Here is a 26,254-nt window from a genome sequence, read left to right as displayed (position 1 = left end):
GTTGGCCGCATGAGGAAGGTGAGCTTCGCCGAGTTCGGCGGTCCGGACGTCCTGCACCTCGTCGACGCCGAGGAGCCCCACGCGGGCCCGGGCCAGGTGCGCATCGCGGTGCGCGCGGCGGGGGTGAACCCCGTGGACTGGAGGATCCGCGAAGGCCAGTTCCAGCAGGCACGTCCGCTCGACCTGCCTGCCGGAGTCGGGCTCGACGCGGCCGGGGTGGTGGACGAGATCGGCGCCGGCGTCGAGGGGCTCGCCATCGGCGACCGGGTGTTCGGCGAGGGCACCAGCACCTACGCGGAGTTCGCCGTGCTCTCGGCCTGGGCCCGGATGCCCGAGGGCTTGGACTTCGCGGAAGCGGCCGGATATCCCTCCGTGGTGGAGACCGCGCTGCGCGTCCTCGATCAGGTCGGCGCGCGGCCCGGGGACACGCTGCTGGTCAGCGGCGCCTCCGGCGGAGTCGGCTCGGCGGTGCTGCAAGTCGCCCGCGAACGCGGCATCGCGGTGATCGGCACGGCCGGCGCGGGAAACCAGGACTACCTGCGCGAGCTGGGCGCCGCCGCCACCACCTACGGCGAGGGCTGGGTCGATCGGGTGCGACGGCTGGGCAGCGTCGACGTCGCGCTCGACCTGGCGGGCGCGGGAGTCCTCCCCGAACTCGTCGAGCTGACCGGAGATCCGCGGAAGGTGCTCACCATCGCCGACCTCAGCGGGCCGGAACTCGGCGTCCGCTTCTCCGGAACCGCCGGGAGCGTGCCGGACGCGCTCGCCGAAGCGGCCGATCTCATCGCACGCGGAAAACTGCGCATCCCCGTCGAGAAGTCCTATCCGCTCGCCGAAGCCGCGACTGCGCACGCCGACAGCCAGTCCGGTCACACGCGCGGACGCCGGGTGGTGCTCCCCTGAGCGGTTTCCCGCACGACGGCGCCTGATCCGCGACAGCGGATCGCCGAAGGATCAATCGATGATTCGAGCGGCGGGGAGCGCAGGTCGCCGGTTCCGATCGGGACGCGATCTCGCCCGCCGCAGGTCAGGTGGTGGGGCAGGTGGGACTTGAACCCACGGCTGACGGATTATGAGTCCGCTGCTCTGACCAACTGAGCTACTGCCCCCGAAGGCGTGATGACACGCTCCACCGGGTGATCGTAGCGAGGCTGAGCGGCGAGAGGCTCGTTGGGTTGTCCGCTCGACCGGGCGAAACCGGGACAGCGGGTGGCCCTTCGGCGCGGTTTCCGCCGCAGGGCGGCAAAAGGGCCGGCACCCGGAGGTGCCGGCCCGTTGCTCGTCGCGGCCTCACATGAACGCGGCGATGCTGAAGGCCCCGGTCAGCTGACCGATGACCACGACGGTGGCGAGCAGCGCGCTCAGCGCGGCCACCGTGAGCACCGACAGCATGACCAGGTAGACCAGCGCCCGGACCGGCTTCGGCAGCTGTGCCACCGAGGCCAGGTCGGGCAGTGCGAAGTGGTTTTCCTTGCCGATACCTGGAGCGGACATCCCGACTTCCCCCGTCCTGATTGTCGTCCCCGTTTGTGCACCACTGCTCTGAGGACGGAGAGCAGTGGTAGTTCCGTTGGTTCGAACGCATCATGAATCGATTTTGTCCCTGCGGCGCGGCAGCGGACGTGCTTCGATCATGATCATTCATGCCCGCTGTGACCTGCGGGAAAACCTCAGGGGAAGCGGGATGTCGACGACTGCACGAATCAGATCGACGAACTGCGCAGAATCGTTACCCGACCCTGATCACTCCGTAGCCAAATCGCCCGAAAGGGTGGACTTGGTCCGTGAGCACAAAAAGAGAGGCGCCTATTCGACGCCCCTTCGCGTTCAACGACCCCACGATCAGCCGACTGATCTGCATTTCGGCGGAGGAGCACCGGTCCACGAGCGCCGTCCGCATCTGCTCATGCGATCACGCGCTCTGGTTCACCTTGCCCCGACCGATCCTCAGACCGTGATATGAGCATAGCAGCCGCCGGGGATCCGGCCCGTTCGGGGCTCCCGCCCGCGGCGACCCCCGGACCGGGCCGCTCGCAGCGCGATTTCCCACCACCCCGGGGAATTCCGCGCGCTTCAGCTCCACCGGTGGGCACCGTGCGCGAGGTCCTCGAACAACGTCGGCCCCCCGGGGGTCCAGCTGAGCAGCTCCCGGGTGCGGGCGTTGCTCGCCCTCGCGTCCACGCCGACGAACCCGCCGATCCAGCCGAAGTGGGCCGCGGCGTCCCCGGGCTCGATCGAGGCCACCGGAACGCCGAGGTGCGCACCGATCGCCGTGGCGACGTCGCGGGCGCGCAGCCCCTGCTCGGCCACCGCGTGCACCCGCGTGCCGGCGGGAGCCTTCTCGAGCGCGAGGCGCACCAGGTGCGCGGCGTCCGAGCGGTGGACCGCCGTCCAGCGGTTCGCGCCATCGCCGAGGTAGCCCGACACCCCGCGCTCGCGCGCGATTCGGACCAGCTCCGCCACCAGGCCGGGATCACCCGCTTCGTGCACGGTCGACGCGAAGCGCAGCGCCACCGGGCGGACCCCGCGGTCCGCGTAGGACAGGGCCAGGTTCTCGCTGCCACCGCGCGCCGAGCCGACGCCCTCGTGCGGTGACGGGTCCAGTTCGGTGAGCACGCCTCCGCCCGAGGCCCTCGCGAGACCGGAGGCGATCAGGAACGGGCGGTCGCGGAAGGCGAAGACGTCCAGCATCCGCCGGACGGCCGCCGCTTCGCTGCGCCTCGCTCCCGCGAAGTCACCGGAGTCGTGCTTGAACGCCAGGTGGACGACCGCGTCGACCTCCTCCACCACGACCGCCAACCCGTCCGGATCGTCGAGATCCCCGCGCACCACCTCGGCACCGGCGGCCGCGACGGCGGCGGCCGAATCCTCGGAGCGGGCCAGCCCGAGCACCTCGTGGCCGGTGGCGAGCAGCTCTGCGGTGACCGCCGAACCGATCCAGCCGGAGGCGCCGGTGACGAATACGCGCACGTCCACCCCTCCCCTCATGTCAGTGCCTGTCATCAACAGTAGCGACGGAGGTCAGGGACTGCCATCACTAGACTCCCGCCGCATGAGTCGCTGGGAACCGGACGCGCGGGGCCGGATGATGCGGGCGGCGCTGGAGCTGTTCGACGAGCGCGGCTTCGAGCGGACGACGGCCGGGGACATCGCGGAGCGCGCCGGAGTCACCGAGCGCACCTTCTTCCGGCACTTCGCGGACAAGCGCGAGGCGTTCTTCGACGAGGAGCGGACGACGGAGCGCCGCCTCCGGGAGGCGATCGCGGCCGCTCCGGCCGGCGCGGCGCCGATCGACGCGGCCCTCGCGGGTGGGTGCGCGGCCGCCGGTTTCCTCGAGGACCGGCGCGAGCAAGCGGCCCGGCGCGCCAGGATCATCGCGCGGACTCCGCGCCTGCGGGAGCGCGAGCTGCTGAAGCTCGCGGATCTGACCCGCGCCGCCGCCGAGGCGCTGCGGGAGCGGGGCGCTACCGAGGAGACCGCCGTCCTCGCCGCCCACTGCGCGGCGAGCGCGTTCCGGGTCGCGTTCGCGCGCTGGATCGGCGACGGCGCTCCCGACTTCCCCACCTGCGCGGACGAGGCCGCGGTCGCGCTGCGCGCCCTGTTCTGATCCGCGCGCTCGCCCGCACCGGCGCCCCCTGGACGGCAGCACCCTCTGGTTGTCGATGTGTAAAGTTCAACTTGACACGTCGTAAAGTTATTCAGGAGGCACCGTGCCCGGATCCCGCAAGCTCGCCGCGTTCGGCGGCATCGCGGTCGCGGTCGTCGCACTGCTGTCCCTGGGCTTCCAGTTCGGGTTCCCCGGAGCGGCCGGTCCCGGTGACCGGCTCGGCGTCTACTCCAGCAATCAGGGGCGGCTGATGTACCAGGTCCACCTGCCGCCGGACTACCGCGAGGACTCCCGCCCGCCGGTGATGATGGCCCTGCACGGGTGCGGGATGAGCGGTTTCGGGTGGAACTCCATGAAGAGCACCACCCGGTTCGACCGGATCGCCGACGCCGCCGGGTTCATCGTGGTCTACCCGACGCAGAGCCCGTTCCAGGACGTCCTGAACTGCTGGAACTCCAACGATCCGGCGGACCAGCACCGCGGTCGCGGCGAACCGGAGCTGCTGGCCGGGGTCGCGCGGGAGGTCGTGGCCGAGTACCACGCCGATCCCGGCCAGGTGCACGTGGCGGGCGCCTCGTCGGGCGCGGGCACCGCGGTGATCTTGGCTGCCACCTACCCGGACGTCTTCGCCACCGCCACCTCGGTCGCCGGCGGCGAGTACGGCCTGAACCAGGTCGATCCGGAGGACCCGGCCGGGGTGCCGCCCAGCTACACGGCCGGGCAGGCCTACGCCCAGATGGGACCGCGCGCCCGCCAGGTCCCGCTGCTGATCCTGCAAGGTGACCAGGACGAGGCCGTGCCGCCGCTCGTGGCGGACCGGCTCGTCGAGCACTGGGCGCGGGTCGCGGACCTGGCCGCGGACGGACTGCCAGACGGCGAGGTCGACGCCGTCCCGGAGTCGGTGGTCCGGCAGAATCCCCCGGGTCGGCACCCGTACACCCACTCGACCTACTCGGGGGCGGGCGGCGGCCCGCCGGTGATCGAGTTCTACCTGGTCTCGGGCCTGGAGCACGCCTGGTCGGGGCCCGCGGCCAGCGGGCTGTTCACCGACCGGGCCGGACCGGACATGTCCCGTCTGATCTGGGACTTCGCCGCCGCCCGCCCGATGAGCGGAGGAACGCGATGAGCCCGTCCCACCTCGGGATCCGGTCATGACCGCCCCGCGCCGAACCCGGCTCTCCCGCGAAGCGCGGGCGGCCCAGTTGCTCGACACGGCCGAGGTGCTGTTCGCCGAACGAGGACTGGAGCGCACCTCGATGGAGGACATCGCGCGCGCGGCCGGGGTGACCAGGCCGATGGTCTACTCGCACTTCGCGTCCAAGGAGGAGGTGTTCCTGGCCTGCGTCCGGCGGGCCCGCACCGAGCTGGAGGACCGGATCCGCGAGCCCGAGATCATGATCCAGGCCGGGGCGGGCGCGGCGGCGGTGATCGAGCGCGCGGGCGAGCTGTTCTTCGAGCTGCTCGAACGGGATCCGCGGCGGTGGCGGGTGCTGTTCCTGCGCGGCGGGGCGCTGTCCGAGGAGCTCGCGGCCGACGTCGCCGCGCTGCGGCTGGGCACGATCCGGCGGATCGCGGACATGGTCGGGCACTTCGCGAGCTTCGACGAGGAGCGGGCCACCGCCTTCGCCCACGCCATCAGCGGGGTGGGCGAGCAGCTGGGCCGCTGGTGGTTCGCCCACCCGGAGATCCCGCGCGCCCGGGTCGTGGCCCACTACCGCGACTTCATCACCTCGGGCCTCGGCCTCCCCTGACGGAGCCCGCGCCGGTGGCGGTCACACCACGGCGACGGCGGCCCAGCAGCGGGAGCGGGACGGGTCCTCGACCTCCTGGTCGGGACGCCAGTCCGCCGCCTGCACCACTCCCGGCTCGACCAGGTCCAGGCCGAGCGAGGCGACCAGCGCGATGATCTCCGCGCGGGTGCGGAGGACAGCGGGAGCGGCGGCGCCTGCCAGCGCCCCGGCGCTGGCGGACTCCCCGGGCTCGGCGGCGGCGTGGCTGAGCGCGACGACGCTGCCCGGCGCGAGCTGCCGGGTGTAGCGGCCGACGAGGGCGGCGAGGTCGTGCTCGGGGCCGACGTGGTGCAGCACCGCCATCATGAGCAGCGCCGTCGGCCTGCCCAGGTCCAGGTCCCGGACGGCGGGCGCGGCCAGCACGACGTCGGGGTCGCGGACGTCCGCGTCGACGATCGAGACGCGGTCCCCGAGCCCCCACGTCGTCAGCAGCTGCCGGGTCCGGGCGACCGCGAGCGGGTCGTTGTCGACGTAGGCGACCCGCGCGTCCGGGTTCCGCTCGTGGGCGATCTCGTGCACGTTGGCCGCGATCGGGATGCCGGAACCGAGGTCGAGGAACTGGTCGATCCCGCAGTCCAGGCCGAACCGCACCGCCCGGCGCAGGAAGGCCCGGTTGTCCCGCGCGACCTGCGGGCCGGAGCCGAGCGCCCGGTGGATCCGCTCAGCCGCCTCCCGGTCCACCGCGAAGTGGTGGTCACCGCCGAGGTCGTAGTCGTAGATCCGCGCCGCGCTCGGCACGTCCGGCTCCGAGCCGGGCGCACCGCGGTAGCTGTCGAACGATTCCACCTGTTCATGATCGCCGATCCCGCGCCGCGCGCACCAGGCTAGACGGCGGATCCGGCAGCGCTCGGGCTTGCTCCGAGCGTGAATAGTTATACGGAGCAAGCGCACCAGACGATCACCACCGCTGTTGCGCCACGCGGCCGGTTCAAGTCGACTGGTCCCAGCCCTTCGAGGTCGCGACGGACGCCTGTTACGATGAATAAATGTCGAAGGTCCTGAATAATCTTCCAGTGGGCGAGCGCGTTGGCATCGCCTTCTCCGGCGGGCTGGACACCTCGGTCGCGGTGGCCTGGATGCGCGAGCGCGGTGCGCTGCCGTACACCTACACCGCCGACATCGGCCAGTACGACGAGCCGGACCTGTCCGACGTGCCGGAGCGCGGTCACGTCTACGGGGCCGAGCGCGCCCGGCTGATCGACTGCCGCGCGGCACTGGTCGAGGAGGGCTTCGCCGCGCTGGCCTGCGGCGCCTTCCACATCCGCTCCGGCGGGCAGGCGTACTTCAACACCACGCCGCTGGGCCGCGCGGTGGTGGGCACGCTGCTGGTGCGCGCGATGCGCGAGGACGACGTCTCGATCTGGGGCGACGGCTCCACCTACAAGGGCAACGACATCGAGCGGTTCTACCGCTACGGCCTGCTGGCCAACCCGGACCTGCGGATCTACAAGCCGTGGCTGGACGAGGCCTTCGTCGACGAGCTCGGCGGCCGCGACGAGATGTCGGCCTGGCTGGTCGAGCGGGACCTGCCCTACCGCGACTCGGCCGAGAAGGCCTACTCCACGGACGCGAACATCTGGGGCGCCACCCACGAGGCGAAGAAGCTCGAATACCTCGACACCCCGCTGGAGATCGTCAATCCGATCATGGGCGTGCGGTTCTGGGACTCCGCCGTGGACGTCCCGGCCGAGGACGTCACCGTCGAGTTCCAGCACGGCCGCCCGGTGCGGATCAACGGGAAGTCGTTCGACACGGACGTGGACCTCGTGCAGGAGGCCAACGCCATCGGCGGCAGGCACGGCCTCGGCATGTCCGACCAGATCGAGAACCGCATCATCGAGGCCAAGAGCCGCGGCGTGTACGAGGCGCCCGGCATGGCGCTGCTGCACCTCACCTACGAGCGGCTGCTCAACGCGGTGCACAACGAGGACACCGTGGCGATGTACCAGGTCGAGGGCCGCCGCCTCGGCAGGCTGCTCTACGAGGGTCGCTGGTTCGACCCGCAGGGCCTGATGCTGCGGGAGTCCCTGCAGCGCTGGGTCGGCTACCCGATCACCGGCAGCGTCACGGTGCGGCTGCGCCGGGGCTGGGACCACACGATCCTGGACACCCAGGGGCCGAACCTGAGCTACCACCCGGACAAGCTGTCCATGGAGCGCAGCGCGAACCAGGCCTTCGTGCCCAACGACCGCATCGGCCAGCTGTCCATGCGCAACCTCGACATCGCCGACTCGCGCGGCAAGCTGGAGCTCTACGAGAGCGGTGGACACGGCGCGCTGACCGCGTGGGGCGGGCTCGTGGGCGAGCTGTCCCCGGGCGGGGCGTCCGCCATCGCCTCCCGCGCCGCGGGCGAGGACGCGGGCGTGGAGGGCGAGGCGCTCGACCACGCCGCCATCGAGCTCGGCACCGACTGAGGAACCTGCTCGTCGGCGGGGGCCGGTGCGGCGGAGTGCCGCACCGGCCCCTGCTCGTCCCGGTGGACGGGCGCACCCGTCGGCGCTGCGCCTGGGAGCGGCTCAGCCGTCGAACTCCGCCACCGCGCGCTCGACGTCGGCGGCGAGCAGGTGGTGGTTGATCGCGATCGCGGCCTTCGAGCCCGCCCCGGCGGCGTTGACCAGTTGAGCGGTGCTGTCCACGACGTTGCCCGCCGCCCACGCGCCGGGAACGCTGGTCATCCCGGACGGGTCGATCCGCACCCAGCCGTCGTCGCCCACCGCGCACCCGAGCGAGGTCAGCAGCTCGTCCCGCGGGAGGAAGCGCGGGCCGACGAAGACGGTCCGCCGCGCCACCACTTCGCCGTCGGCGAGTTCCACCCCGGACACGGCGTCGTCCTCGGCGCGGACGCGAGCGACGTCGCCGTCGACGATCCGCACCCCGCGCGCGACGAGCCGGTGGCGTTCCTCCTCGGTCAGCTCGATCCGGTTCGGGAAGAAGACCACGTCGTCGGACCACTGCCGCAGCAGTTGCGCCTGGTGCAGGGTGAACGGCCGGTTGTCCCCGCCCAGCACGGCGAGCGGGGTGTCGCGCACCTCGAACCCGTGGCAGTACGGGCAGTGCAGCACGTCCCTGCCCCACCGCTCGCGCAGCCCGGCCACCTCCGGCAGCTCGTCCCGCAGCCCGGTCGCCACCAGGACCGCCCGCGCGGTCAGCTCCGCGCCGTCGTCGAGATCGATCGCGAATCCGCCTTCCCGGAACCGGGTCAGCCGGACGACCCGGCCTGCCCGGATCCGGCCGCCGCAGGAGCGGACCTCCGCCCGCCCGGCCGCGGTCAGTTCGGCGGGGTCCGCCCCGTCCCGGGAGGGGAAGCCGTGCAGGTGCCGGGAGCGCGCGTTCCGCGGCTCCGCGGAATCGATCAGCACCACCTGCCTGCGCGAGCGCCCCAGCACCGTCGCGGCGGTGAGCCCGGCGGCGCCACCACCGATGATCACGACATCCTCGTCCAGCACGCTGAGCTCCACTAGTTCGATCGCCTTCGATCGCCGGGCGAGCACGGGGCAGGCGCGAGACGGGAGCGCACCCCGACGATCCGCCGAGGACGGCCCCGAAACGCGACGGCCACTCGGGCGCTACGCTCGGCGCAGGTACTGTAACAAGTAGTTCGCCGGTTAACGAAGGATCGCCCTTGTCCTCCTTGCAGGCTCGTGCCCAGGAACTGTGGTCCGAGCGGACTCCCGGCCTGGACACCTCGCCCATGACGGTGGTGGCGCTGGTCAACCGCATCTCCGCGGTGCTCGACCAGGCCGCGGAGCACCTCTACGACAACGCCGCGCTCACCCAGGCGGAGGCCAGGCTGATCATTCCGCTCCGCCACCTCGACGAACCCATCACGGCCGCGCACCTGGCCGCCCAGCTCGGGATGTCGCGGGCAGGGATCAGCAAGACCTTGACCAAGCTGGAGAAGCGGGGCTTCATCACCCGGTCGTCCAAGCCGGCGGACCGCCGGTCCACCCTCATCAGCATCACCCCGGAGGCGGAGGAGGCCATCGACGACCTGTTCCCGCGCGAGCTCGACGCGCACGCGAAGCTGCTGGCCGGGCTCGGCTCCGAGCGGGACGCCGTGCTCAGCGCGCTGACCCGCCTCGCCGACGCGCTGGAGGCGGAGGTGCACGGGCAGCACCCGGCCTGAGCCCCGCGCGCCCCGGCAGGCTCCGCACCGGAGGCGTCACCGGACGGGCTCCTCGGCCGGGTCGCGACGGAGCCGGGCCCGCGACGCGAACGGGTTCAGGGGGCCAGGACCTCGCGGACCGCGGCCAGGTCCCGGTCGGCCAGCCCCGCCTCGGACGCCCCGGCGTAGATCCCGTGCAGCACCGCGAGCAGCTGGTCCGGAACGGCGGCGCGAGACGCGGCGGAGCGGATGTGGCCGAGGTCCTTGAGCGCGGCCCGGACGGGGCTGAGCACCTCCTCGCTCCTGCCCGTGAGCTGCTCGGCGCGGTAGTGCAGGTAGGTGCTGTCGGCGTTGCTCCCGCTGACCGCCCGCAGGAACAGCGCGGGATCGAGCCCGAAGGACTCGGCCAGCACGCTCGCCTGCGCCGCGACCGCGTTCAACCCGAACAGCCACGTGTTGCAGGTGAGCTTGAGCAGGCTCGCCCCGCCGGGGCGATCGGCCACGTCCACCACGTTCGAGGCCAGCGCGTCCAGCATCGGGCGCGCCACGTCCTTGTGCCCGGGCTCGCCCGCGACCAGGTACGTGAGCTCTCCGCGCCGCGCGGGCCCCGGGTTGCCGAGGAACGGCGCGTCCACGACCGCGACCCCGAGCCGCGTCGCCGCGGTCACCACCTCGGTGATCTCCGCCCCCACGGTCGCGCTCTGCAGCACCACCGCTCCCGGTTCGAGCGCCGGGGTGATCCGCTCCAGCACGTCCAGCACGGCCCGCACGTCGAACACCACCACCAGCACGAGGTCTGCCGAGCGCACCGCCTCCGCCGGGGTCGGGAGCACCTGCACGCCCTCGTCGGCCAGAGGCGCGGCCCGCTCCGGGGTCCTGTTCCACGCGCGCACGCCGAATCCGCGCTCGCGCAGCCGCTGCGCCATCGCGAAACCCGCATCGCCGGTTCCGAGAACCGCCACCGTTTCCATCCCGCCTCCTGACACGTCAACTTGACATATCAACTCATCGCGGACGATGCTACTCCTCCATGAGCGGCGAACCGAGCGGTGCCGATCCGGGCCCGATGCTGTCCCCTCCGGAGCAGCGCCTGTGGCGGGATTTCCTGCGCTTCAGCGGGGACGTGATCTCCGCCGTCGAGCGCGAACTGTTCGCGGCGACCGGGCTCTCCGGCTCCGACTTCCAGGTCCTGGCCCGGCTGCACGAGGCCGACGGGCACCGGATGAGCCAGAAGGAACTCGGGGAGCTCACCGGCTGGACCGCGACCCGGCTCTCGCACCAGCTGGCCCGGATGCGGCAGCGCGAGCTGGTCGACCGCACCCCGGGCGAGCGCGGCCGGCTCATGGCGATCGCGCTCACCGATCCGGGGCGCCGCGCCTACGAATCCGCCGTGCCCCCGCACGCCGCCGCGGTTCGCGCCCACTTCCTGCGCCACTTCGACGACAGCGCGACCGAGGCGGCCCGGAGCTTGTTCGGCGGGTGAGCCCGGCGGCAGCGCCGTGCCTTCAGCGCCGCCGCGACGGCGACCTCGCCGCTCGCCTCGTCGGCGCGCATCTCGGCCGACCCCGAGGAACCCGGCGAGACCTCGCGCCTGCTCGGCGCCCTCCGCGCCGCACGGGCACCGCCTCGGCGGCCGCGAGATGATCAAGAACGTCGCCCCCGGGAAGCGGGGGTCGACACCCTCGCGCGACACCTCAGCGCAGCCGGCTCCACGGGCGCGCGCTTCGAAGTCGGCACGAGAGCGGTGGTGCCCGCCGAGCACCACCGCTGCCGCAGCGAGACTCTTCGACCTCGTATTTCCTGCCGAAGGTCCGCCCGGCCCACGCCACATTTTAGCACACTGTGCTACGTTATATTCGAACAGCGATAATCCCGAATCCGCCGTCGGATCAATCACCTGGGGAACTCATGGAATCGAGCACGGCAACATCGTGCCCTCGACCGCGCGCAGCAGGACCTCACCGATGAACCGCGACCGCACCTGGCGGCGCACTCGCACACCCGGAGACCCCGACATCACAGGCCCCGCACTTCCAGGAACTTCACCCGAGCGACCCTTCGGCGTCCACTTCCGCATGGCCCGCTGGAAGGCGCTGGTCGCAGTGCTCGCCGCCCCCCTCATTCTTCTCGTCACGCAGTTCGTCGTGTTCCAAGCCGTCGTGGCCATCGAGGGTCCGGCAGACCCGGACAAGCCAGCGCTCACACCGCTCACCATCGCAGCAACGGGGGTGAGCACCGCCCTCACGGCCGTGATCACGACGGCAATGGTGACGCGCATGGCGAAGGTGCCCTGGCGGGCGGTGTTCCGCCACAACCGCCGCTTCGATCGACGTCGTCTCGGCGCGTACCTCGGCGCCTCAGCGTGCCTCGTCGGCCTCAGCACCCTCGCCTCAGCGCTCATCGCACCGGAATCAACCGGGTGGGGAGAATTCGGGCTGAACGCGAGCTCCGCGAGCGTCATCGTCGCCACACTTCTCTTCACGCCGCTGCAGTCCGCGGGTGAGGAAGTCGCGTTCCGCGGCGCGGTCGTTCCGGCGGCCGGCTCGTGGCTCCGAGGGACGCGCTACTCGATCGCCGCAGGTGTCGTGACGTCGTGGATCATTTTCGCGGCGATCCACGTCACCCTGGATCCCTGGTTCATCGGTTACATGTTCGTCTTCTCCGCGTGCACCGCGAGCATGGGGCTCATCACCGGTGGCATCGAGGCGGCGATGGCGTTCCACGTGTCGAACAACGTGCTGGTGGGCATCGTCAACGCCTTGTTCGCGGGAGACGACGTCACGGTCGTCGACCGCGCCGCCGGCTCCGGACCGGGAGCTGCCCTGATCATCCTCATGGTCATGAACGTGGCGGTGACTCTCACGGTGTGGGCCATCGAGCGCAGGAGACGAGCGCGAGTGCCGCACCAGGCCGCTCGGAAGTCGAGGCCCCTGCCATGAACCGCCCGACGGGGAGCCATCGCATCGGCCGCACTGGCGACGTTCTCGAACGCCGTCGGCACACCCGGAACACCCTCGACGAATCACGAGTTCTCCCAGCCCGCTCGCGCGACCCGAAAGCGGGCCCGGCGACGTAGCCGACCGGATCGGCGACGCGCGCGTCACCACGTTCCGCGCAAGGAGACCGACCACCGCCCGGCGGGCGCCCTCGGGGGACTGGCGAACAACGCCGGCTCCGCTGATGCTCCGTGGCGCACCAGGTTCCTCGACCTCGCGTGCTGGTTGCCGCCCCAACGCGAGGAACCCCAGGTCGCAGACCTGGGGTTCCTCGCTGTCGTGCTCCTCCAACTGGACTCGAACCAGTAACCCTTCGGTTAACAGCCGAATGCTCTGCCAATTGAGCTATGGAGGAATGTTGTGTTGTCGTCGGCTCTCTTCCTCGCCGACGGGTACCACTCTAGCGCATCCGAACGGAGTCGCTCACACCCCCCTCCTCCGGACGACGTCGCAGGTCAAGGCGAGTCGATCAGACCCGGTGGGCGAGCACGAAGATCCGCCGGAAGGGGAACCAGGTGGTGCCGTCGGGACGTGGCGGGTACGCCGCGCGCAACCGGGCGGCGAGCTCGGACCGGAAGGCCGCCCACTCCCGGTCCGGCAGGGCGTCGCGCACCGGGCGCAGGGCCGTTCCCGCGATCCACTCCAGCACCGGGTCGGGCCCGCTGAGGCGGTGCGCGTAGGTGGTCTCCCAGGCGTCCGCCGCCAGCCCGAGTTCCGCGACGACCTCGGCGTACTCCGCGGGATCGCGCACCGCGTCCGCACCGGGCACGCCCTCGACCTCGCGGCCGGTCTCGCGCAGCAGGGCGCGGACCTCGCGGTGCGAGGGGGCGTCGAAGTTGCCGGGCACCTGGAAGGCGAAGGTCGCCCCCGCCGGCAGCGCGGGCAGCCACGCCCGCAGCAGGTCCACGTGCTCGGGCAGCCAGTGCAGGACCGCGTTGCACAGCACCACGCCGGTGTCCGGGCGCGGCGACCAGTCGCGCAGGTCCAGCAGGCGCGCGTCGACGCCGTTCGCGCGGGCGGCCGCGACCATCTCCGGCGAGGAGTCCACGGCCTCGACCGCCGCCTCCGGCCAGCGCCCGGTGAGCAGCCCGGTCAGGGTGCCCGCGCCGCAGCCCAGGTCCACCACGCGGCGCGCGGGCCGACGCGGGACGTGCGCCAGCAGGTCTCGGGCGGGGCGGCCGCGGTACTCGCCGAAGCTCAGGTACTGCTGCGGATCCCACACGGGCGGAACAGTACGACCGTACTGCGAGGGTGTCCAGCGTCAGGGCGCCGGGCGCCGCAAGCGCCGCGCGACCTCTTCGGCCACCGGGACCAGCGCGGCCTCGTCGGTCCCCGGATCGGGTCGCACCTGCAGCACCAGGCCGTCGCGGCCGGGCACCTTGCGCCGCACGAAGCGCGCGCCGCCGACCGCGAGCTCGCGGTGCTCGGTGCCGCGGATCGAGCCGGTCACGCGGGCGTGCACCACCTCGGGCAACCGGCCCGGCTCGGTGACCGGGAAGCGGCTCGGCGGCAGGTCCCGCAGCAGCACCGCCTCCCCGGCCGCGACCGACTCCGCGGCCTCGACCACGACGAGCACGCCGTCGTTCCAGGTCGCCTTGCTGATCAGGTGCCAGCCCAGGCGCCGACCGCCCGGCAGCCACAGGCCCAGATCGGTGGCCACCAGCGGGCCGTCGGAGCACCGCGCCGCGGCGAGCACCTGCTCGTCGGCGGTGAGCGCGCCCGCGAAGTCCGCGGGCAGCTCGGCCGTGCCGGACAGCCGGGCGGCGAAGCGGCGCAGCCAGGACATCACAGCGCCCCCGTGGCCTGGTGCAGCAACGACTGGCGGTACTGCTCCAGCGCGAGCATGTCGCCGAACAGCGAGTTGTACTCCTCGGGGTTCTCCGTGGGCGAGGTCCGCTGCACCCGCGACTTGATCTCCGCGATCTCGCGGCCGACCATGATCTCCTGCAGTCGGGCGATCACCCCGGCCACGTAGCGCTGGTCCTGCTCGGAGTTGGTGTCGGAGGACTCCACCGCCAGCAGCGTGAGCAGCCGCCGCGTCACCTCGTCCGGGCACTCCCGGGACACCGCGTCCACCAGGCCCGCCCCGGACTGGCCGGACATCGTGCCGCCCGCCGCCACGATCGCCTGGTGCAACCGCGCGTACGCGGGCTCGGTGAAGGCCTCCAGCGGGAGCGAGTCGTAGACCGGCCCGGCCAGCGCGGGCATCTGCAGCGCCAGCTTCAGCGTCTCCCGCTGGCACCAGCGCGGGTCGTCCCGGCGCGGCCGCCGCGGCAGCTCCACGTCCACGCCCAGCGACTCCTGCCCCGGGTTGCGCGGCGCCCGCCGGCGCTGCTGCTTCACCGGGGCGCCCGCGGACTCGCGCACCCGACGCACCACCTGCGCCTCGTCGTTCCAGCCGACCCACCCGGCCAGCTGCACGGCGTAGCCGTCCCGGCGCTCCAGGTCCTTGATCTGGGCCACCAGCGGCACCGTGCGCTGCAACGCGTCCACCCGGCCGTCCACCGAGTCCAGGTCGTGCTCGGTGAGCAGGCTGCGGATCGCGAACTCGAACAGCGGCTTGCGCCGCGCCACCAAGTCCCGCACCGCGGTGTCCCCGCTGGCCTGGCGCAGCTCGCACGGGTCCATCCCGTCCGGGGTGATCGCCACGTGGGTCTGGGTGGCGAACTGCTGCTCCCCGTCGAAGGCCTTCAGCGCCGCCTTCTGCCCGGCCTCGTCGCCGTCGAAGGTGAAGATCACCTCACCGCGGAAGGCGTCGTCGTCCATCATCAGGCGCCGCAGCACCGAGATGTGCTCGTCGCCGAAGGCCGTGCCGCAGGAAGCGATCGCCGTGGGCACGCCGGCCAGGTGCATCGCCATCACGTCGGTGTAGCCCTCGACGACGACCGCCTGGTGCCGCTTCGCGATCTCCCGCTTGGCGAGGTCGATGCCGAACAGCACCTGGGACTTGTTGAAGATCGGCGTGGCGGAGGTGTTGACGTACTTCGCCTCGATCGGGTCGTCGTCGAACAGGCGGCGGGCGCCGAACCCGACCACGTCGCCCGCCAGGTCCTTCAGCGGCCACAGCAGCCTGCGGTGGAAGCGGTCCAGCGGGCCGCGCCTGCCCTCCTTGGACAGGCCGCACTTGTAGAGCTCGTCGAGCGCGAAGCCCTTGCCCAGCAGGTGCTTCGTCAGCTTGTCCCAACCGGCCGGGGCGAATCCGCAACCGAACCGGGTGGCAGCGGCCTCGTCGAAGCCGCGCTCGGCCAGGTACTCCCGGGCGGCGAGCGCCTCCGGGGAGCGCAGCTGCTCGGCGTAGAACTCGGCGGCGAGGCGGTGCGCCTCCACCATCCGCGCCCGGGTGCCGCGATCGCGCTTCTCCCCCGGAACGCCGCCCTCGTAGGTCAGCTGGATCCCGGCCCGATCGGCCAGCCGCTCCACCGACTCGACGAAGCCGAGGTGCTCGGACTTCATCAGGAACGAGATGACGTCGCCGCCCTCGCCGCAGCCGAAGCAGTGGAAGGTGCCGTGGCTCGGCCGCACGTTGAACGACGGGGTCTTCTCGTCGTGGAACGGGCACAGGCCCTTCATCGCGCCGCCACCGGCGTTGCGCAGCGCGACGTACTCACCGACGATCTCGTCGATCCGGATGCGATCACGAACTTCGGCGACGTCGCTATCGCGGATCCTCCCAGCCACGGCGCCAGTCTAGGCGTCGCGCACGGCACACCGACGGGTGTCCCCGGAGCCCGCACAATCGGTGCATGACCAACGCCGGTCCGGCGCGCGCCGCCGAGTTCGACACCCACCGGGCGCGGCTCACCGCGCTCGCCCACCGGCTCACCGGCAGCGGTGCCGACGCCGAGGACGCGGTGCAGGAGGCCTGGCTGCGGCTGGCGGGCGAGGAGGCCGAGATCCGCGACCTCGGGGCCTGGCTGAGCACCGTCGTCGGGCGGCTCTGCCTGGACAAGGTGCGCTCGGCCGCGCGCCGCCGGGAGCAGCACGCCGGGCCGTGGCTGCCGGAGCCCGTGATCACGGCGATCGACGCGCGGGATCCCCTGGACGTCGTCGTGGGACGCGACGAGCTGCGCACCGCGGCACTGCGGGTGCTGCACGAACTGCCCGCCGAGCAGCGGTTCGCGTTCGTGCTGCACGACGGGTTCCAGGTGCCGTTCGCGGAGATCGCCGAGTTGCTCGGCGGCACGACGGCGGCCGCCCGACAGCACGCCTCCCGGGCCCGCAGGGCGCTCGCGGACCGGACCCCGGAGCCGGTTCCACCGCTCCGGCAGCGGGAGGTGGTGGAGGGATTCCTCGCCGCGGTCGTCGCGGGAGACGTGCCCGCGCTGACCCGGCTGCTGCACCCGGACGCGGCGTTCTACGGCGACGGCGGCGGGAAGGCGGCCACGGCGCGGCGGCCCGTCGTCGGCGCGGACAAGATCGCCCGGTTCGTGGCGGGGCTCGCGGCCAAGTACGGCACGGGTTCGTTGCGGGGCGCGCTCCCGGTGCTGGCGCACGGGGATCCGGCCGTGTTCCTGCCCGGCGATCCGGAGGACCCCACCGGACGCACCTCGTTCCCCCGGCTGCTGGCGTTCACGGTGGACGGCGACCGGATCGCGGAGGTGCAGGACCTGGTCGACCCGGACAAGCTGGCGCGGCTCGGCCTCGGCGGAGGAGCGGGCCGCGCGGCGGCGGCCCGCTCCAGCACGATCAGGGCGTCGGGGCCCGGCAGGCCTCCCCCGAGGTGAAGCCCTGCGCGGTGAGCCCGAGCGCGTGGTTGAACCGGGTCCGCTGGTTCTCCACCGCGATCATGTGGGTCAGCTCGACCAGACCTCGGTGGCCGAGCCTGCGGTCGAGCTCGGCGACCTGCTCGTCGGTCACCCGGACGGGCAGATCGGTCATCGCGTCGGCGTACTCGATCACCAGCCGGTCCAGCTCGGTGAACTTCGGCGAGGTGCGGTGGTCCTCGATCTCCCGGAGCCGCTCGACGTCCAGGCCCTCGTCGCGCTGCAGCATCGTGCCGAAGTCCACGCACCACGAGCAGCCGATGCGGGTGGCGGTGCGGTACACGGCCAGCTCGCGGACGCTCGCGGGCAGCACCCGGGCCGCCCGCTGCACGGCGAGCTCGCCGAGCCCGGCCGCCAGCAGCAGCTTCGGGTGGTGCGCGGTCACCGCCACCGGGTCCAGCACCGCGCCGTAGCGGCGGCGGGAGAACCGGTAGCAGAGCCTGGCCAGCAGTCCCGCCCGCGCGGCGGGCACGCGATCGATGCGCGGCATGATCACTCCTCCGTTCCGGCCCCGCCCGGTGCGGGACTCGACACCGGGACGGGACGGCGGGCCGGAACGTGACGGACCGCGGGTCAGGAGGGATCGACCACGCGGGCCAGGAAGTACACCGCCCCGGACTCGCGGTGGCGCACCAGGAAGAGGAACGGCCGGTCCACCCGGACGGTGATCGGATCCGGCTCCCGGACGATGGCGGTGAGCCGCATCATCGCCGCCGTGGCCGCCGCGCCCTCCAAACCCGATTCGTCGACCCGCAGCACCGCTTGGTGCACGATCGTGGAGATCTTCAACGCGGCGTCGGTGAGCGGGCTGAAGTCGGCGGCCGGGGTGAACAGCCGGCGCACGCCGAGCGCGCCGAGGGAGGCGGTGAGCTCGGCGTCCGAGGTGACCTCGAAGCGGGGCAGGAACAGCTCCACGCGCTGATCATCGATCCGCGCCAGCAGACCGGTGAGCTCCGCCGCGCCCAGCTGGGGTTCGGCGGTGGCCAGGTCCGCGTCGGGCAGCAGCACCACGGCCTCCGCGCCGCCCGCGGCGGGCAGCACCACCGCCTGCCAGCCCTCGGCGGCCGCGTAGCCGGTGCGGCGGGTCGCGGTCATCGTCGGGACGGCGCGCTCCCCCGCCGGGGCGTGGAACGCGAGGTCCGCGGTGCGATGCCGGTCGAATGCCTCGCGCCAGGAGACCTTGAGGTAGAGCGCGTTGACCAGGGCCGCGACCGTCTCGGGGTCGACGGTGCCGGGTTCCAGCAGCTCCGGGATCAGTTGCCGGGTGGTCTCCGCGACGTCGGCGTTGATCAACCTGCGGGCGCCGTCCGGGTCGGTGCGGAACGGCGCGGTGCGGGCGGCGGCACCGGGCCACCGGGCGAGTTCGCGCAGGAACTCCTCGTGCAGCGGGAGTTCCTCGTGCGCCCACAGGGTGTTCGCCACCGCCAGGACCGGCGCCTCGGCGGAGCCCCCGGCGGGCAGCTCCGCCGCCGGGGACAGCGCGGCGCGCGCGGCGGCAGGATCGGCGGCCCCCAGGACGTCGAGGAGTTCAGCGCGGGTGTCGCCGCCCGCGGCCTCCCCGGCCAGGCCGAGCGCGCTGGCGACCGAGTAGGGCGACCAGGCGAACGACCGCCGGGACTCCGGGGCGAGTTGGTGGTGCAGGGCCAGGCTGAAATCGAGGTGCTCGGTCACGGCCGGGTGGACTCCGTTCGGCGCGTCGGCTGCTCACTCAGGACTGCCGCCGAGTCTGCCACTCCTGCCGATCTCGTGGCTCCGCCTCGACCCGGTGGATCCCGGGGCCGGGCACGATCAGCGCAGGGATTCCTCGATGTCGGACAACCCCATCAGCCGCAATTCCTGGGCGATGTACTCCGCGGCGCGGCGGGCCTCGGGATCGCGCCAGCGCAGGTCGGTCACCCAGTCGGCGAGGTTGTCGCTGTTGACGTACGGCTCGCCTTCGACGACGAGCTTCTGGATGTAGTGCCGGTTCGGCATCGGGGTCTCCTTGCGGCACGGGGACGGGGTCGGGGGATTCGCGCCGCACGCGCAGTAGCCGGCCGTTCGGGTCGGGGATCCCGAACGCCTGACACGCTGGGTGAACACTATGCCGGACACTTCGGAGGCGCACCCCCTGAACGGATGTATTTCACACCGTTCTGGTGTCTCTGCGTACATGGCGTGCATGCCAAGCCACGGCCTGCGCATCGGTCAGGGAAGCCACCTGGTCCAACACCACCCGCAGCCGCCCGGCGTCGTCGGCCGCCACCGACCACTCCGGTCGCAGCGCGGGGTCGAGCGACTCGGGTGCGCGGCGCAGCAGCTCCGCGACCAGCTCCGCCAGCAGCTCCCGCTGCCGCTCCTGCATCCGCAGCCGCCGGGGATCGCTGAGCACGAAGTGCACCGCCACCGCCTTCAGCACCGCGACCTCCGCCGCGACCTGGCGGGGGATGACCACGTCCGCCGCGTAGCGGGTCAACGGGCCGGGACCGTGCGCCTCGGCGGTGCCCGTCACCGCCGCCGAGGTGAACCGGCCGACCAGCTCGCTGGTCAGGCGCTTCAACGCGACCTGGGCACCGAGGGTGCCGTCGTAGTCCGCGGCCGCCGCCACCGCGGGCAGCAGCGCGAGCTCCCCGGCGGCCGCGTCCAGCTCGCCCGCGTCGCCGTCGGCCCAGAAGTGCTTCGCGGCCAGCCGCACGATCTCCGAGCGCTCCTCCCGCCGGACGAGCTCGCGCAGCGAGATGCGACCCGAGTGCACCCCGTCCTCCACGTCGTGCACCGAGTAGGCCACGTCGTCGGCCCAGTCCATGATCTGCGCCTCCAGGCAGCGGCGGTCGCCCACCGCCTCCCGGCGCATCCAGTCGAACACCGGCAGGTCATCGGCGTAGACGCCGAACTTCACCTGACCCGGGCGTCGGGGCCACGGGTACTTCGTCGCCGCGTCCAGGCAGGCTCGGGTGAGGTTGAGCCCGCTGCCCGCGCCCGGCTCACCCGGCAGCTTCGGCTCCAGCCGGGTGAGGATCCGCAGCGTCTGCGCGTTGCCCTCGAACCCCCCGCAGGGCTCCGCGAGCGCGTGCAGGGCCTGCTCGCCGTTGTGCCCGAACGGCGGGTGCCCGATGTCGTGGGCGAGCCCGGCGGTGTCCACCAGATCGGGATCGGCACCGAGGGTGGCCGCGATGCCGCGTCCGATCTGGGCCACTTCGAGCGAGTGCGTGAGCCGGGTGCGCGGGACGTCACCCTCCTCCGGCCCCATGACCTGCGTCTTGCCCGCGAGCCTGCGCAGCGCGGCGGAGTGCAGCACCCGCGCCCGGTCCCGGGCGAACGGGGAGCGGGCTTCCTCGTGCGCGCCGGGCAGCGCGGCGGCCTTCGGAGGTTCGGGGAGCAACCGGGCCAGATCGTGCTCGCCGTACCCGGGCGATGAGGCGTTCACCGCGCCAGCCTACGGCCCGGCCCCGGGAGGCCCAGCGAGAAAGCGCGAGCTGGCGGCGAACCGCTCGCTGTCCGCCCGGGGCTCGCGGTGGGCCGGTCCGGCGGTCAGCCGAGGCCGTTGCCCACGACCTCGGCCGGAGCGTGGGTGAGCCGGTAGTACAGCAGGCCGCCGGTCTCGCGAAAGATGTAGTGGAACTGGGTCGACCGCGTCTGCACGATCGGCCCCGACCGGGTCGGCGAGGCCCAGGCGTCCAGGCCGAAGTCGGAGGCCATCGTCCGCGCCCGCAACGAGTGCCAGGGGTCGCTGACGATCAGCGTGGAGTTCCAGCCGCGCTGATCCGCCAGCTTCGCCACTGCCCTCATGCTCCCGAGGGTGTCCGCACCGGTCTCCACGTCGGTGATCCTGGATTCCGGCACCCCGTGGTCGGCCAGCCAGATCCGGCCCGTCTCCGCCTCGGTGTACTTGTCGCCCTCCTGGCTGCCGCCGACGGTGACGACGTGCTCGGTGAGGCCCTGCTCGTAGAGCTCCAGGGCCTGCTCGAGGCGGGCGCGCAGCACCGGGGTGGGCTTGCCGTGGTACTGGGCGGCGCCCAGCACCACGATCATGTCCACCGGACGCCGGTCGTCGCTGCGCGCCACCTGCCACACCCGGAACCCGGTGCCGCCGAGCAGGAGCAGCAGCATCAGCACGGAGCCGAGCGCGGCGCGGCGCAGCACTCGGCCGGGGCTCGCGCGTCGGGGGGCGGGCTCAGACATGGGCTCTGCTCCGGACCGGCCGCTCAGCAACCGATCAGGCGGACGGCGAGGTACTCCTCCAGCTTGTCCATCGCGACCCGCTCCTGGGACATCGTGTCCCGCTCCCGGACGGTGACCGCGTGGTCGGACAGCGAGTCGAAGTCCACCGTCACGCAGAACGGGGTGCCGATCTCGTCGTGCCTGCGGTAGCGGCGGCCGATCGCGCCCGCGTCGTCGAACTCGATGTTCCAGTTCCGGCGCAGCTGCGCGGCCAGGTCGCGGGCCTTCGGGGACAGCTCGGCGTTGCGGGACAGCGGCAGGACCGCGGCCTTCACCGGCGCCAGCCTGCGGTCCAGCTTCAGCACGGTGCGCTTGTCCACGCCGCCCTTGGCGTTCGGGGCCTCGTCCTCGTGGTAGGCGTCGACCAGGAACGCCATCATCGGACGGCCCACGCCCGCGGCCGGCTCGATCACGTAGGGCCGGTAGCGGGAGTTGCTGGCCTGGTCGAAGTACGACAGGTCCACGCCCGAGTGGTTGGAGTGCGTGGTGAGGTCGAAGTCGGTGCGGTTGGCGACGCCCTCCAGCTCACCCCACTCGTTGCCCGCGAAGCGGAAGCGGTACTCGATGTCGACGGTGCGCTTCGAGTAGTGCGAGAGCTTGTCCTTGGGGTGCTCGTAGAGCCGCAGGTTGTCCCGGTCGATGCCCAGGCCGGTGTACCACTCGGTGCGGGCGTCGATCCAGTACTGGTGCCACTGCTCGTCCTCGCCCGGCTCGACGAAGAACTCCATCTCCATCTGCTCGAACTCGCGGGTCCGGAACACGAAGTTGCCGGGCGTGATCTCGTTGCGGAAGGACTTGCCGATCTGGCCGATGCCGAACGGCGGCTTCTTGCGCGCGGTGGTCATGACGTTCGCGAAGTTCACGAAGATGCCCTGCGCCGTCTCCGGGCGCAGGTAGTGCATCCCCTCGTCGCTCTCGACCGGACCGAGGAAGGTCTTGAGCATCATGTTGAACTCGCGCGGCTCGGTGAACTGGCCGCGGTTGCCGCAGTTCGGGCAGGGGACCTGAGAGAGGTCGCCTTCGGCGATCTCCTTCCCGGTGCGCTCGGCGAACTCCTCGACCAGGTGGTCACCGCGGAAGCGGTGGTGGCAGGAGGTGCACTCGACCAGCGGGTCGTGGAAGGCACCGACGTGGCCGGAAGCGACCCACACGTCGCGCGGCAGGATCACGGAGGAGTCCAGGCCCACGACGTCGTCGCGCCCCTGCACCATCGACTTCCACCACTGGCGCTTGATGTTGTCCTTGAGCTCCACGCCGAGCGGCCCGTAGTCCCACGCCGACTTCGTACCGCCGTAGATCTCCCCGGACGGGAAGACGAAGCCACGGCGCTTGCAAAGGTTGACGATCGTGTCGATCTGATCGGCGGGCACGGTCACTCCGGAATCTCAGGTCGAGGGACTCGACGATCTGCTTCGGGCCGAGGGTCGACCACGCGGGTCGGGGCTCGACGGTAGTTGTCGGCGGCCGGGACGCGACGCGCTCTGCCGCGCCCGCTCCCGGTGCTGCTGTTCGGCCGGGCGGTGCTCCCGGGGGTCGCCGTCGGCGACGTTGCCCCGGGACGGGAGGCCTTCCCGGCGTCGGAGCCCGGCTGTTCGACGATCTCCGACGTCGTGCGGGCCCTGCCACCGCACGCGATGCGTCCTGGGGTTTCCCAGCGTACCGATGCGACCTGCCGCCCCGGTGGCCCCACCCATCTCGCCCGCGCCACCGGGCCGGGCCGGCGGTGGACGCGCACCCGCGCCGGAACGATCGTCCCGGCGCACCGGGCCACCCCCGCGAGGTGCCTGCGCGTTTCGCTCGCCCCGTAGGATGGACGTCGGACAGAATCCGCCGCTCCCCGGGCGGCCGGTGCACCCGGATCAGCCGGGAACACCGCCAGGCCCGCCGGAAAGGACGCCATGCCCGCCGTCAGCCCCGATCCGCGCGCCGGTTCGGCCGGTACCGAACCGGTCGGGACCGCGGCGGCCGAGGCCGGGCACGGCAACCCGGACCGCGCCGAGGAGCACGTGCACTCGCCGGAGCGAGGGGCGCCCAGGCTGGTGCCGGTGTACGACCACCAGACCCTGGCCGAGGCCGGCGAGCTGCTGCGGGCGCTGGCCGCCCCGGTGCGCATCGCGATCGTGCTCCAGCTGCGCAGCGCCGAGCGGTGCGTGCACGAGCTCGTGGACGCGCTCGGCGTGACCCAGCCGTTGATCAGCCAGCACCTGCGGGTGCTCAAGTCGGCGGGGGTCGTGCACGGGGAGCGGCACGGGCGGGAGGTCGTGTACCGGCTCGTCGACGAACATCTCGCGCACATCGTCGTCGACGCCGCCGCGCACGCGGAGGAGCTCTCCGGCTCGCGCCGGCGCCAGGGCGCGCGGTTCGCCCGAGACACTGCAGAGGGGACGGAAACAGCGTGACCACCGGTGAGCGTTCCGCGGCCGGCGTGCCAGGGCTGCGGGCCACGAAGCAGCGGGCGGCGGTGTCCCGCCTGCTCAGCGAGATCGACGACTTCCGGTCCGCGCAGGACCTGCACGAGCAGCTGCGTCGGCGCGGCGAGGGCATCGGCCTGACCACCGTCTACCGGACCCTGCAGACCCTGGCCGACGCGGGCGAGATCGACGTGCTGCGCACCGACTCCGGCGAGGCCGTCTACCGGCGCTGCTCCGCCGAGCACCACCACCACCTGGTGTGCCGCCACTGCGGGCGGACCGTCGAGGTCACCGATCCGCCGGTCGAACAGTGGGCGGAGCGGATCGCCAGCGAGCACGGCTTCTCCAACGTGGGGCACACGGTGGAGATCATCGGCGTCTGCCCGGATTGCGCCGCCGCGGGCTGAGCCCGCGTCCCGATCAGTACTCATACGGGTCCTCCGGGGCCGGGATCTCGTGCACCTCGGTCAGGTCGAAGGTCGGCACGTGCCCGTTCGCCTCGGTGGCCGTGCCCGGTCGCAGCGTTCCGGTCACCTCGATCCAGGTGTCGGGTTCGACCTCGGTCAGCGCCTCCGCCGGGGCCCCGGCGAGGTCGATCAGCACCGGGGCGGCGTCCGCCGCGCAGCAGCTGATCCGCAGCCTGGCCAGCTGGCTGCGCCCGGGATCGTCGTCCGGGTGCACCACGAAGCCCTGCAGCCGGACGGCGCGCCGCTCCAGCGCACCGCTGCCGTCCCAGACCACGCGGGTGATGAACTCCGAGACGGTCAGCCGCGGCGCGGGTCCCGGCGGCAGCGCGTCGAAGAACTCCGCGCCGGGCCGCTCCGGTGCCGCGGCGTGCTGGCCCCGGCCGATCGAGTCGGCGCCGAGCGCGGGCGGTGCCACCAGGAAGACCGCAAACACCGGCAGCAGCAGCAGCCACGGGCTGCGGGACCGGTGCTCGTGCTCCGTCCCCTCCTGTCCCGGACCGGATCGCTCCGGGACGGGTGGGGCGAACGGGTCGACCGCCGCGCGCGCCCGCGCCCGGGCCTCCAGCACGTCGCGCACGATCGCCACCGCGCCGAGCGCCACCACCACCGCTCCCGCACCCACCAACCACGGGAACAGCCCGGGCTTGACGTAGCGCAGGTAGGTGCCGGTGAGCGCGAGCTTGAGCAGCGCTCCACCGAGCAGCACCAGCAGCAGGTTCTGCGTTTCCCCGCGCATCACGCGCCTCCCAGCAGGACGAGGCCCACCAGCAGCGAGCTGGCGAGCGCGAGCACGAACACCAGCGGCGCGAACCGCAGCGCGAAGGAGCGCCCGAACGTCCCCGCCTGGAGCGCGATGAGCTTGAGGTCCACGGCCGGGCCCACGACCAGGAAAACCAGCTTCGGCAGCAGCGGCAACCCCGAGATCGAGGCGGCGACGAACGCGTCCGCCTCGCTGCACAGCGCGAGCACCACGGCCAGCAGCGCCATCACCAGCACGCCGAGCACCAGCTGGCCGCCGAGCGAGCTCATCCACTCCGCCGGGAGGAGGACGGTGAACACCGCCGAGGTGAGCCCGCCCAGCACCAGGAACCCGCCCGCCTCGACCAGGTCGTGCCGGGCGGTCTCGGCGAACAGCGCCCAGCGGCCCGCGCCGGGGTCCGGGCGCCGCTCGACCCGCCGCAGGGCGTGCTCAGCGATCCAGCTCGCCTTCCCGATCCGCAGCCAGACCCAGCCGGTCGCGCACGCGGTCAGCAGCGAGCCGGCGAACCGGGCGAGCACCATCATCGGATCCCCGGGGAACGCGACCGCGGTGGAGACCAGCACGATCGGGTTCACCGCCGGGGCCGCGAGCAGGAAGGTGAGCGCCGCGGCCTGCGGGACGCCCTGCCCCATCAGCCGCCGGGCGACGGGCACCGAGGCGCACTCGCAGCCCGGCAGCGCCAGCCCCGCCAGACCGGCGACCGGCACCGCGGCGCCGGGAGCCCCGGGCAGCACCCGGCGCAGCGCGCTCGGCGACACGAACGCGGCGATGGCGCCGCTGATCAGCACGCCGAGCACCAGGAAGGGCAACGCCTGGACGCACACCGCGACGAACACGGTGGAGCCGGTGCGCAGGCCCGGCGCGTCGAGCAGCGCGCTGATCGGCGCCTGGAACAGCAGGGCGGCCAGCAGCAGCGCGCACAGCACTTCCAGCGAGGTGACCCGGCGACGCCGCACCGGATCACGGCCCGAACGGCGGAGGGTCGTGGTCATGGCGCACATCGTGCCAGCCGCTACTGACAATCGTTCGCAGCTGTCCCCGCCTTCCCACGTCTCCGGTTCACCCGGCCGGGCACATTGACACCCGGACCGGCCAACGGGCCGCGCACGTGCCGCGCATCGCGTGCCGCGGATTCACCCGCGATCGCCGGAGGAC

The 26,254-nt window shown here is 72.6% G+C and carries 27 protein-coding genes and 2 tRNA genes; 11 read left to right on the top strand and 18 right to left on the bottom strand.

Annotated features, from left to right (window positions below; all coding sequences use genetic code 11):
• Positions 1-9 precede the first annotated feature (9 nt).
• Entirely contained in the window at positions 10-903 is an 894-nt protein-coding gene (locus tag ACL03H_RS09435; protein WP_412810750.1) for an NADP-dependent oxidoreductase, read from the top strand.
• Between the two features lie 129 nt (positions 904-1,032).
• On the opposite strand, the gene ACL03H_RS09430 is transcribed toward ACL03H_RS09435, so the two are convergent.
• The 3 genes from ACL03H_RS09430 to ACL03H_RS09420 form a co-directional block, all read right to left on the bottom strand.
• Positions 1,033-1,109: transfer RNA gene (locus tag ACL03H_RS09430), tRNA-Ile, on the bottom strand.
• A 181-nt stretch (positions 1,110-1,290) separates the two neighbouring features.
• Positions 1,291-1,494, bottom strand: coding sequence for a hypothetical protein (locus ACL03H_RS09425; protein WP_412810749.1), 204 nt, complete (start codon positions 1,492-1,494; stop codon positions 1,291-1,293).
• Positions 1,495-2,073: 579 nt separating this feature from the next.
• Positions 2,074-2,970, bottom strand: coding sequence for an SDR family oxidoreductase (locus ACL03H_RS09420; RefSeq protein WP_412810748.1), 897 nt, complete (start codon positions 2,968-2,970; stop codon positions 2,074-2,076).
• 82 nt (positions 2,971-3,052) lie between these two features.
• Here ACL03H_RS09420 and ACL03H_RS09415 point away from each other — a divergent pair, with 82 nt between their 5' ends.
• The 3 genes from ACL03H_RS09415 to ACL03H_RS09405 all read left to right on the top strand — a co-directional run bounded on the left by ACL03H_RS09415 (position 3,053) and on the right by ACL03H_RS09405 (position 5,358).
• On the top strand, positions 3,053-3,607 hold the full coding sequence (locus tag ACL03H_RS09415) for a TetR/AcrR family transcriptional regulator (protein WP_412810747.1): 555 nt from the start codon (positions 3,053-3,055) through the stop codon (positions 3,605-3,607).
• A 103-nt stretch (positions 3,608-3,710) separates the two neighbouring features.
• On the top strand, positions 3,711-4,733 hold the full coding sequence (locus tag ACL03H_RS09410; protein ID WP_412810746.1) for an extracellular catalytic domain type 1 short-chain-length polyhydroxyalkanoate depolymerase: 1,023 nt from the start codon (positions 3,711-3,713) through the stop codon (positions 4,731-4,733).
• A gap of 25 nt (positions 4,734-4,758) precedes the next feature.
• Positions 4,759-5,358 carry a TetR/AcrR family transcriptional regulator gene (locus tag ACL03H_RS09405; protein WP_412810745.1) on the top strand — a complete coding sequence of 200 codons (600 nt, stop codon included), beginning with the start codon at positions 4,759-4,761 and terminating at the stop codon, positions 5,356-5,358.
• Positions 5,359-5,379: 21 nt separating this feature from the next.
• Here ACL03H_RS09405 and ACL03H_RS09400 read toward each other — a convergent pair whose 3' ends face one another.
• Positions 5,380-6,183, bottom strand: coding sequence for an SAM-dependent methyltransferase (locus ACL03H_RS09400; protein ID WP_412810744.1), 804 nt, complete (start codon positions 6,181-6,183; stop codon positions 5,380-5,382).
• Between the two features lie 200 nt (positions 6,184-6,383).
• Here ACL03H_RS09400 and argG point away from each other — a divergent pair, with 200 nt between their 5' ends.
• Entirely contained in the window at positions 6,384-7,811 is a 1,428-nt protein-coding gene (argG, locus tag ACL03H_RS09395; protein ID WP_412810743.1) for an argininosuccinate synthase, read from the top strand.
• A 102-nt stretch (positions 7,812-7,913) separates the two neighbouring features.
• On the opposite strand, the gene ACL03H_RS09390 is transcribed toward argG, so the two are convergent.
• Positions 7,914-8,843, bottom strand: a complete 930-nt coding sequence (locus ACL03H_RS09390) for an NAD(P)/FAD-dependent oxidoreductase (RefSeq protein WP_412810742.1) — start codon at positions 8,841-8,843, stop codon at positions 7,914-7,916.
• 176 nt (positions 8,844-9,019) lie between these two features.
• On the opposite strand from ACL03H_RS09390, the gene ACL03H_RS09385 reads away from it, so the two are divergent.
• Positions 9,020-9,523, top strand: coding sequence for a MarR family winged helix-turn-helix transcriptional regulator (locus tag ACL03H_RS09385; protein ID WP_412810741.1), 504 nt, complete (start codon positions 9,020-9,022; stop codon positions 9,521-9,523).
• A gap of 95 nt (positions 9,524-9,618) precedes the next feature.
• Here the strand turns inward: ACL03H_RS09385 and ACL03H_RS09380 are convergent, their stop codons facing one another.
• The gene (locus tag ACL03H_RS09380; protein ID WP_412810740.1) at positions 9,619-10,464 is read right to left on the bottom strand and encodes an NAD(P)-dependent oxidoreductase; all 846 of its coding nucleotides are present in this window, start codon (positions 10,462-10,464) and stop codon (positions 9,619-9,621) included.
• 68 nt (positions 10,465-10,532) lie between these two features.
• Between ACL03H_RS09380 and ACL03H_RS09375 the strand changes: the two genes are divergently transcribed.
• Both ACL03H_RS09375 and ACL03H_RS09370 read left to right on the top strand, forming a co-directional pair.
• Complete coding sequence (locus tag ACL03H_RS09375) at positions 10,533-10,985, top strand: MarR family winged helix-turn-helix transcriptional regulator (protein WP_412810739.1); 453 nt, start codon at positions 10,533-10,535, stop codon at positions 10,983-10,985.
• A 592-nt stretch (positions 10,986-11,577) separates the two neighbouring features.
• Positions 11,578-12,441, top strand: coding sequence for a CPBP family intramembrane glutamic endopeptidase (locus ACL03H_RS09370; RefSeq protein WP_412810738.1), 864 nt, complete (start codon positions 11,578-11,580; stop codon positions 12,439-12,441).
• A 339-nt stretch (positions 12,442-12,780) separates the two neighbouring features.
• On the opposite strand, the gene ACL03H_RS09365 is transcribed toward ACL03H_RS09370, so the two are convergent.
• From ACL03H_RS09365 to dnaG, 4 genes are all read right to left on the bottom strand, one after another.
• A tRNA-Asn gene (locus ACL03H_RS09365) sits at positions 12,781-12,853 on the bottom strand.
• Positions 12,854-12,967: 114 nt separating this feature from the next.
• On the bottom strand, positions 12,968-13,720 hold the full coding sequence (locus tag ACL03H_RS09360) for a trans-aconitate 2-methyltransferase (protein WP_412810737.1): 753 nt from the start codon (positions 13,718-13,720) through the stop codon (positions 12,968-12,970).
• A 39-nt stretch (positions 13,721-13,759) separates the two neighbouring features.
• The gene (locus ACL03H_RS09355; RefSeq protein WP_412810736.1) at positions 13,760-14,284 is read right to left on the bottom strand and encodes a hypothetical protein; all 525 of its coding nucleotides are present in this window, start codon (positions 14,282-14,284) and stop codon (positions 13,760-13,762) included.
• Positions 14,284-16,176, bottom strand: coding sequence for a DNA primase (gene dnaG, locus ACL03H_RS09350; RefSeq protein ID WP_412810735.1), 1,893 nt, complete (start codon positions 16,174-16,176; stop codon positions 14,284-14,286). The genes ACL03H_RS09355 and dnaG overlap by 1 nt, the downstream gene beginning before the upstream one ends.
• 65 nt (positions 16,177-16,241) lie before the next feature.
• On the opposite strand from dnaG, the gene sigJ reads away from it, so the two are divergent.
• Positions 16,242-17,222, top strand: a complete 981-nt coding sequence (sigJ, locus tag ACL03H_RS09345; RefSeq protein WP_412810734.1) for an RNA polymerase sigma factor SigJ — start codon at positions 16,242-16,244, stop codon at positions 17,220-17,222.
• On the opposite strand, the gene ACL03H_RS09340 is transcribed toward sigJ, so the two are convergent.
• The 6 genes from ACL03H_RS09340 to ACL03H_RS09315 form a co-directional block, all read right to left on the bottom strand.
• A complete protein-coding gene (locus ACL03H_RS09340) occupies positions 17,185-17,751 on the bottom strand; it encodes a carboxymuconolactone decarboxylase family protein (RefSeq protein ID WP_412810733.1) in 567 nt (188 codons plus the stop codon). The two genes, sigJ and ACL03H_RS09340, sit on opposite strands and share 38 nt — an antisense overlap.
• Before the next feature lie 83 nt (positions 17,752-17,834).
• Positions 17,835-18,932, bottom strand: coding sequence for a serpin family protein (locus ACL03H_RS09335; RefSeq protein ID WP_412810732.1), 1,098 nt, complete (start codon positions 18,930-18,932; stop codon positions 17,835-17,837).
• A 117-nt stretch (positions 18,933-19,049) separates the two neighbouring features.
• Positions 19,050-19,235: a hypothetical protein gene (locus tag ACL03H_RS09330; RefSeq protein WP_412810731.1), complete on the bottom strand. Its 186-nt coding sequence runs from the start codon at positions 19,233-19,235 to the stop codon at positions 19,050-19,052.
• Positions 19,236-19,386: 151 nt separating this feature from the next.
• Complete coding sequence (locus tag ACL03H_RS09325) at positions 19,387-20,667, bottom strand: deoxyguanosinetriphosphate triphosphohydrolase (protein WP_412810730.1); 1,281 nt, start codon at positions 20,665-20,667, stop codon at positions 19,387-19,389.
• A gap of 104 nt (positions 20,668-20,771) precedes the next feature.
• Positions 20,772-21,422 (bottom strand): YdcF family protein, encoded by a 651-nt coding sequence (locus ACL03H_RS09320; RefSeq protein ID WP_412810729.1) that lies wholly within the window; start codon positions 21,420-21,422, stop codon positions 20,772-20,774.
• Between the two features lie 23 nt (positions 21,423-21,445).
• On the bottom strand, positions 21,446-22,831 hold the full coding sequence (locus ACL03H_RS09315; RefSeq protein WP_412810728.1) for a glycine--tRNA ligase: 1,386 nt from the start codon (positions 22,829-22,831) through the stop codon (positions 21,446-21,448).
• Positions 22,832-23,359: 528 nt separating this feature from the next.
• Between ACL03H_RS09315 and ACL03H_RS09310 the strand changes: the two genes are divergently transcribed.
• On the top strand, positions 23,360-23,860 hold the full coding sequence (locus tag ACL03H_RS09310; RefSeq protein WP_412810727.1) for an ArsR/SmtB family transcription factor: 501 nt from the start codon (positions 23,360-23,362) through the stop codon (positions 23,858-23,860).
• Entirely contained in the window at positions 23,857-24,279 is a 423-nt protein-coding gene (locus tag ACL03H_RS09305; RefSeq protein ID WP_412810726.1) for a Fur family transcriptional regulator, read from the top strand. The genes ACL03H_RS09310 and ACL03H_RS09305 overlap by 4 nt, the downstream gene beginning before the upstream one ends.
• A gap of 13 nt (positions 24,280-24,292) precedes the next feature.
• Here the strand turns inward: ACL03H_RS09305 and ACL03H_RS09300 are convergent, their stop codons facing one another.
• On the bottom strand, positions 24,293-25,075 hold the full coding sequence (locus tag ACL03H_RS09300) for a TIGR03943 family putative permease subunit (RefSeq protein WP_412810725.1): 783 nt from the start codon (positions 25,073-25,075) through the stop codon (positions 24,293-24,295).
• Positions 25,075-26,091, bottom strand: a complete 1,017-nt coding sequence (locus tag ACL03H_RS09295) for a permease (protein ID WP_412810724.1) — start codon at positions 26,089-26,091, stop codon at positions 25,075-25,077. The genes ACL03H_RS09300 and ACL03H_RS09295 overlap by 1 nt, the downstream gene beginning before the upstream one ends.
• Between the last annotated feature and the right edge of the window lie 163 nt (positions 26,092-26,254).

The sequence above is a fragment of the Saccharopolyspora antibiotica genome, from assembly GCF_047200635.1.
Lineage (GTDB): Bacteria > Actinomycetota > Actinomycetes > Mycobacteriales > Pseudonocardiaceae > Saccharopolyspora_C.
The sequence above is the reverse complement of the archived record's forward strand: the minus strand, read 5'-3'. Positions and strand labels throughout refer to the sequence as shown.

Bases quoted from the DNA above. Each gene is read 5' to 3' on its own strand.
- ACL03H_RS09300 (WP_412810725.1), bottom strand. From the start codon at position 25,075: ATGCGCGGGGAAACGCAGAACCTGCTGCTGGTGCTGCTCGGTGGAGCG.
- ACL03H_RS09425 (WP_412810749.1), bottom strand. From the start codon at position 1,494: ATGTCCGCTCCAGGTATCGGCAAGGAAAACCACTTCGCACTGCCCGAC.
- ACL03H_RS09415 (WP_412810747.1), top strand. From the start codon at position 3,053: ATGAGTCGCTGGGAACCGGACGCGCGGGGCCGGATGATGCGGGCGGCG.
- ACL03H_RS09310 (WP_412810727.1), top strand. From the start codon at position 23,360: ATGCCCGCCGTCAGCCCCGATCCGCGCGCCGGTTCGGCCGGTACCGAA.
- ACL03H_RS09340 (WP_412810733.1), bottom strand. From the start codon at position 17,751: ATGCCGCGCATCGATCGCGTGCCCGCCGCGCGGGCGGGACTGCTGGCC.
- ACL03H_RS09320 (WP_412810729.1), bottom strand. From the start codon at position 21,422: ATGTCTGAGCCCGCCCCCCGACGCGCGAGCCCCGGCCGAGTGCTGCGC.
- sigJ (WP_412810734.1), top strand. From the start codon at position 16,242: ATGACCAACGCCGGTCCGGCGCGCGCCGCCGAGTTCGACACCCACCGG.
- ACL03H_RS09330 (WP_412810731.1), bottom strand. From the start codon at position 19,235: ATGCCGAACCGGCACTACATCCAGAAGCTCGTCGTCGAAGGCGAGCCG.
- ACL03H_RS09375 (WP_412810739.1), top strand. From the start codon at position 10,533: ATGAGCGGCGAACCGAGCGGTGCCGATCCGGGCCCGATGCTGTCCCCT.
- argG (WP_412810743.1), top strand. From the start codon at position 6,384: ATGTCGAAGGTCCTGAATAATCTTCCAGTGGGCGAGCGCGTTGGCATC.
- ACL03H_RS09355 (WP_412810736.1), bottom strand. From the start codon at position 14,284: ATGTCCTGGCTGCGCCGCTTCGCCGCCCGGCTGTCCGGCACGGCCGAG.
- ACL03H_RS09435 (WP_412810750.1), top strand. From the start codon at position 10: ATGAGGAAGGTGAGCTTCGCCGAGTTCGGCGGTCCGGACGTCCTGCAC.
- ACL03H_RS09370 (WP_412810738.1), top strand. From the start codon at position 11,578: ATGGCCCGCTGGAAGGCGCTGGTCGCAGTGCTCGCCGCCCCCCTCATT.
- ACL03H_RS09295 (WP_412810724.1), bottom strand. From the start codon at position 26,091: ATGACCACGACCCTCCGCCGTTCGGGCCGTGATCCGGTGCGGCGTCGC.
- ACL03H_RS09405 (WP_412810745.1), top strand. From the start codon at position 4,759: ATGACCGCCCCGCGCCGAACCCGGCTCTCCCGCGAAGCGCGGGCGGCC.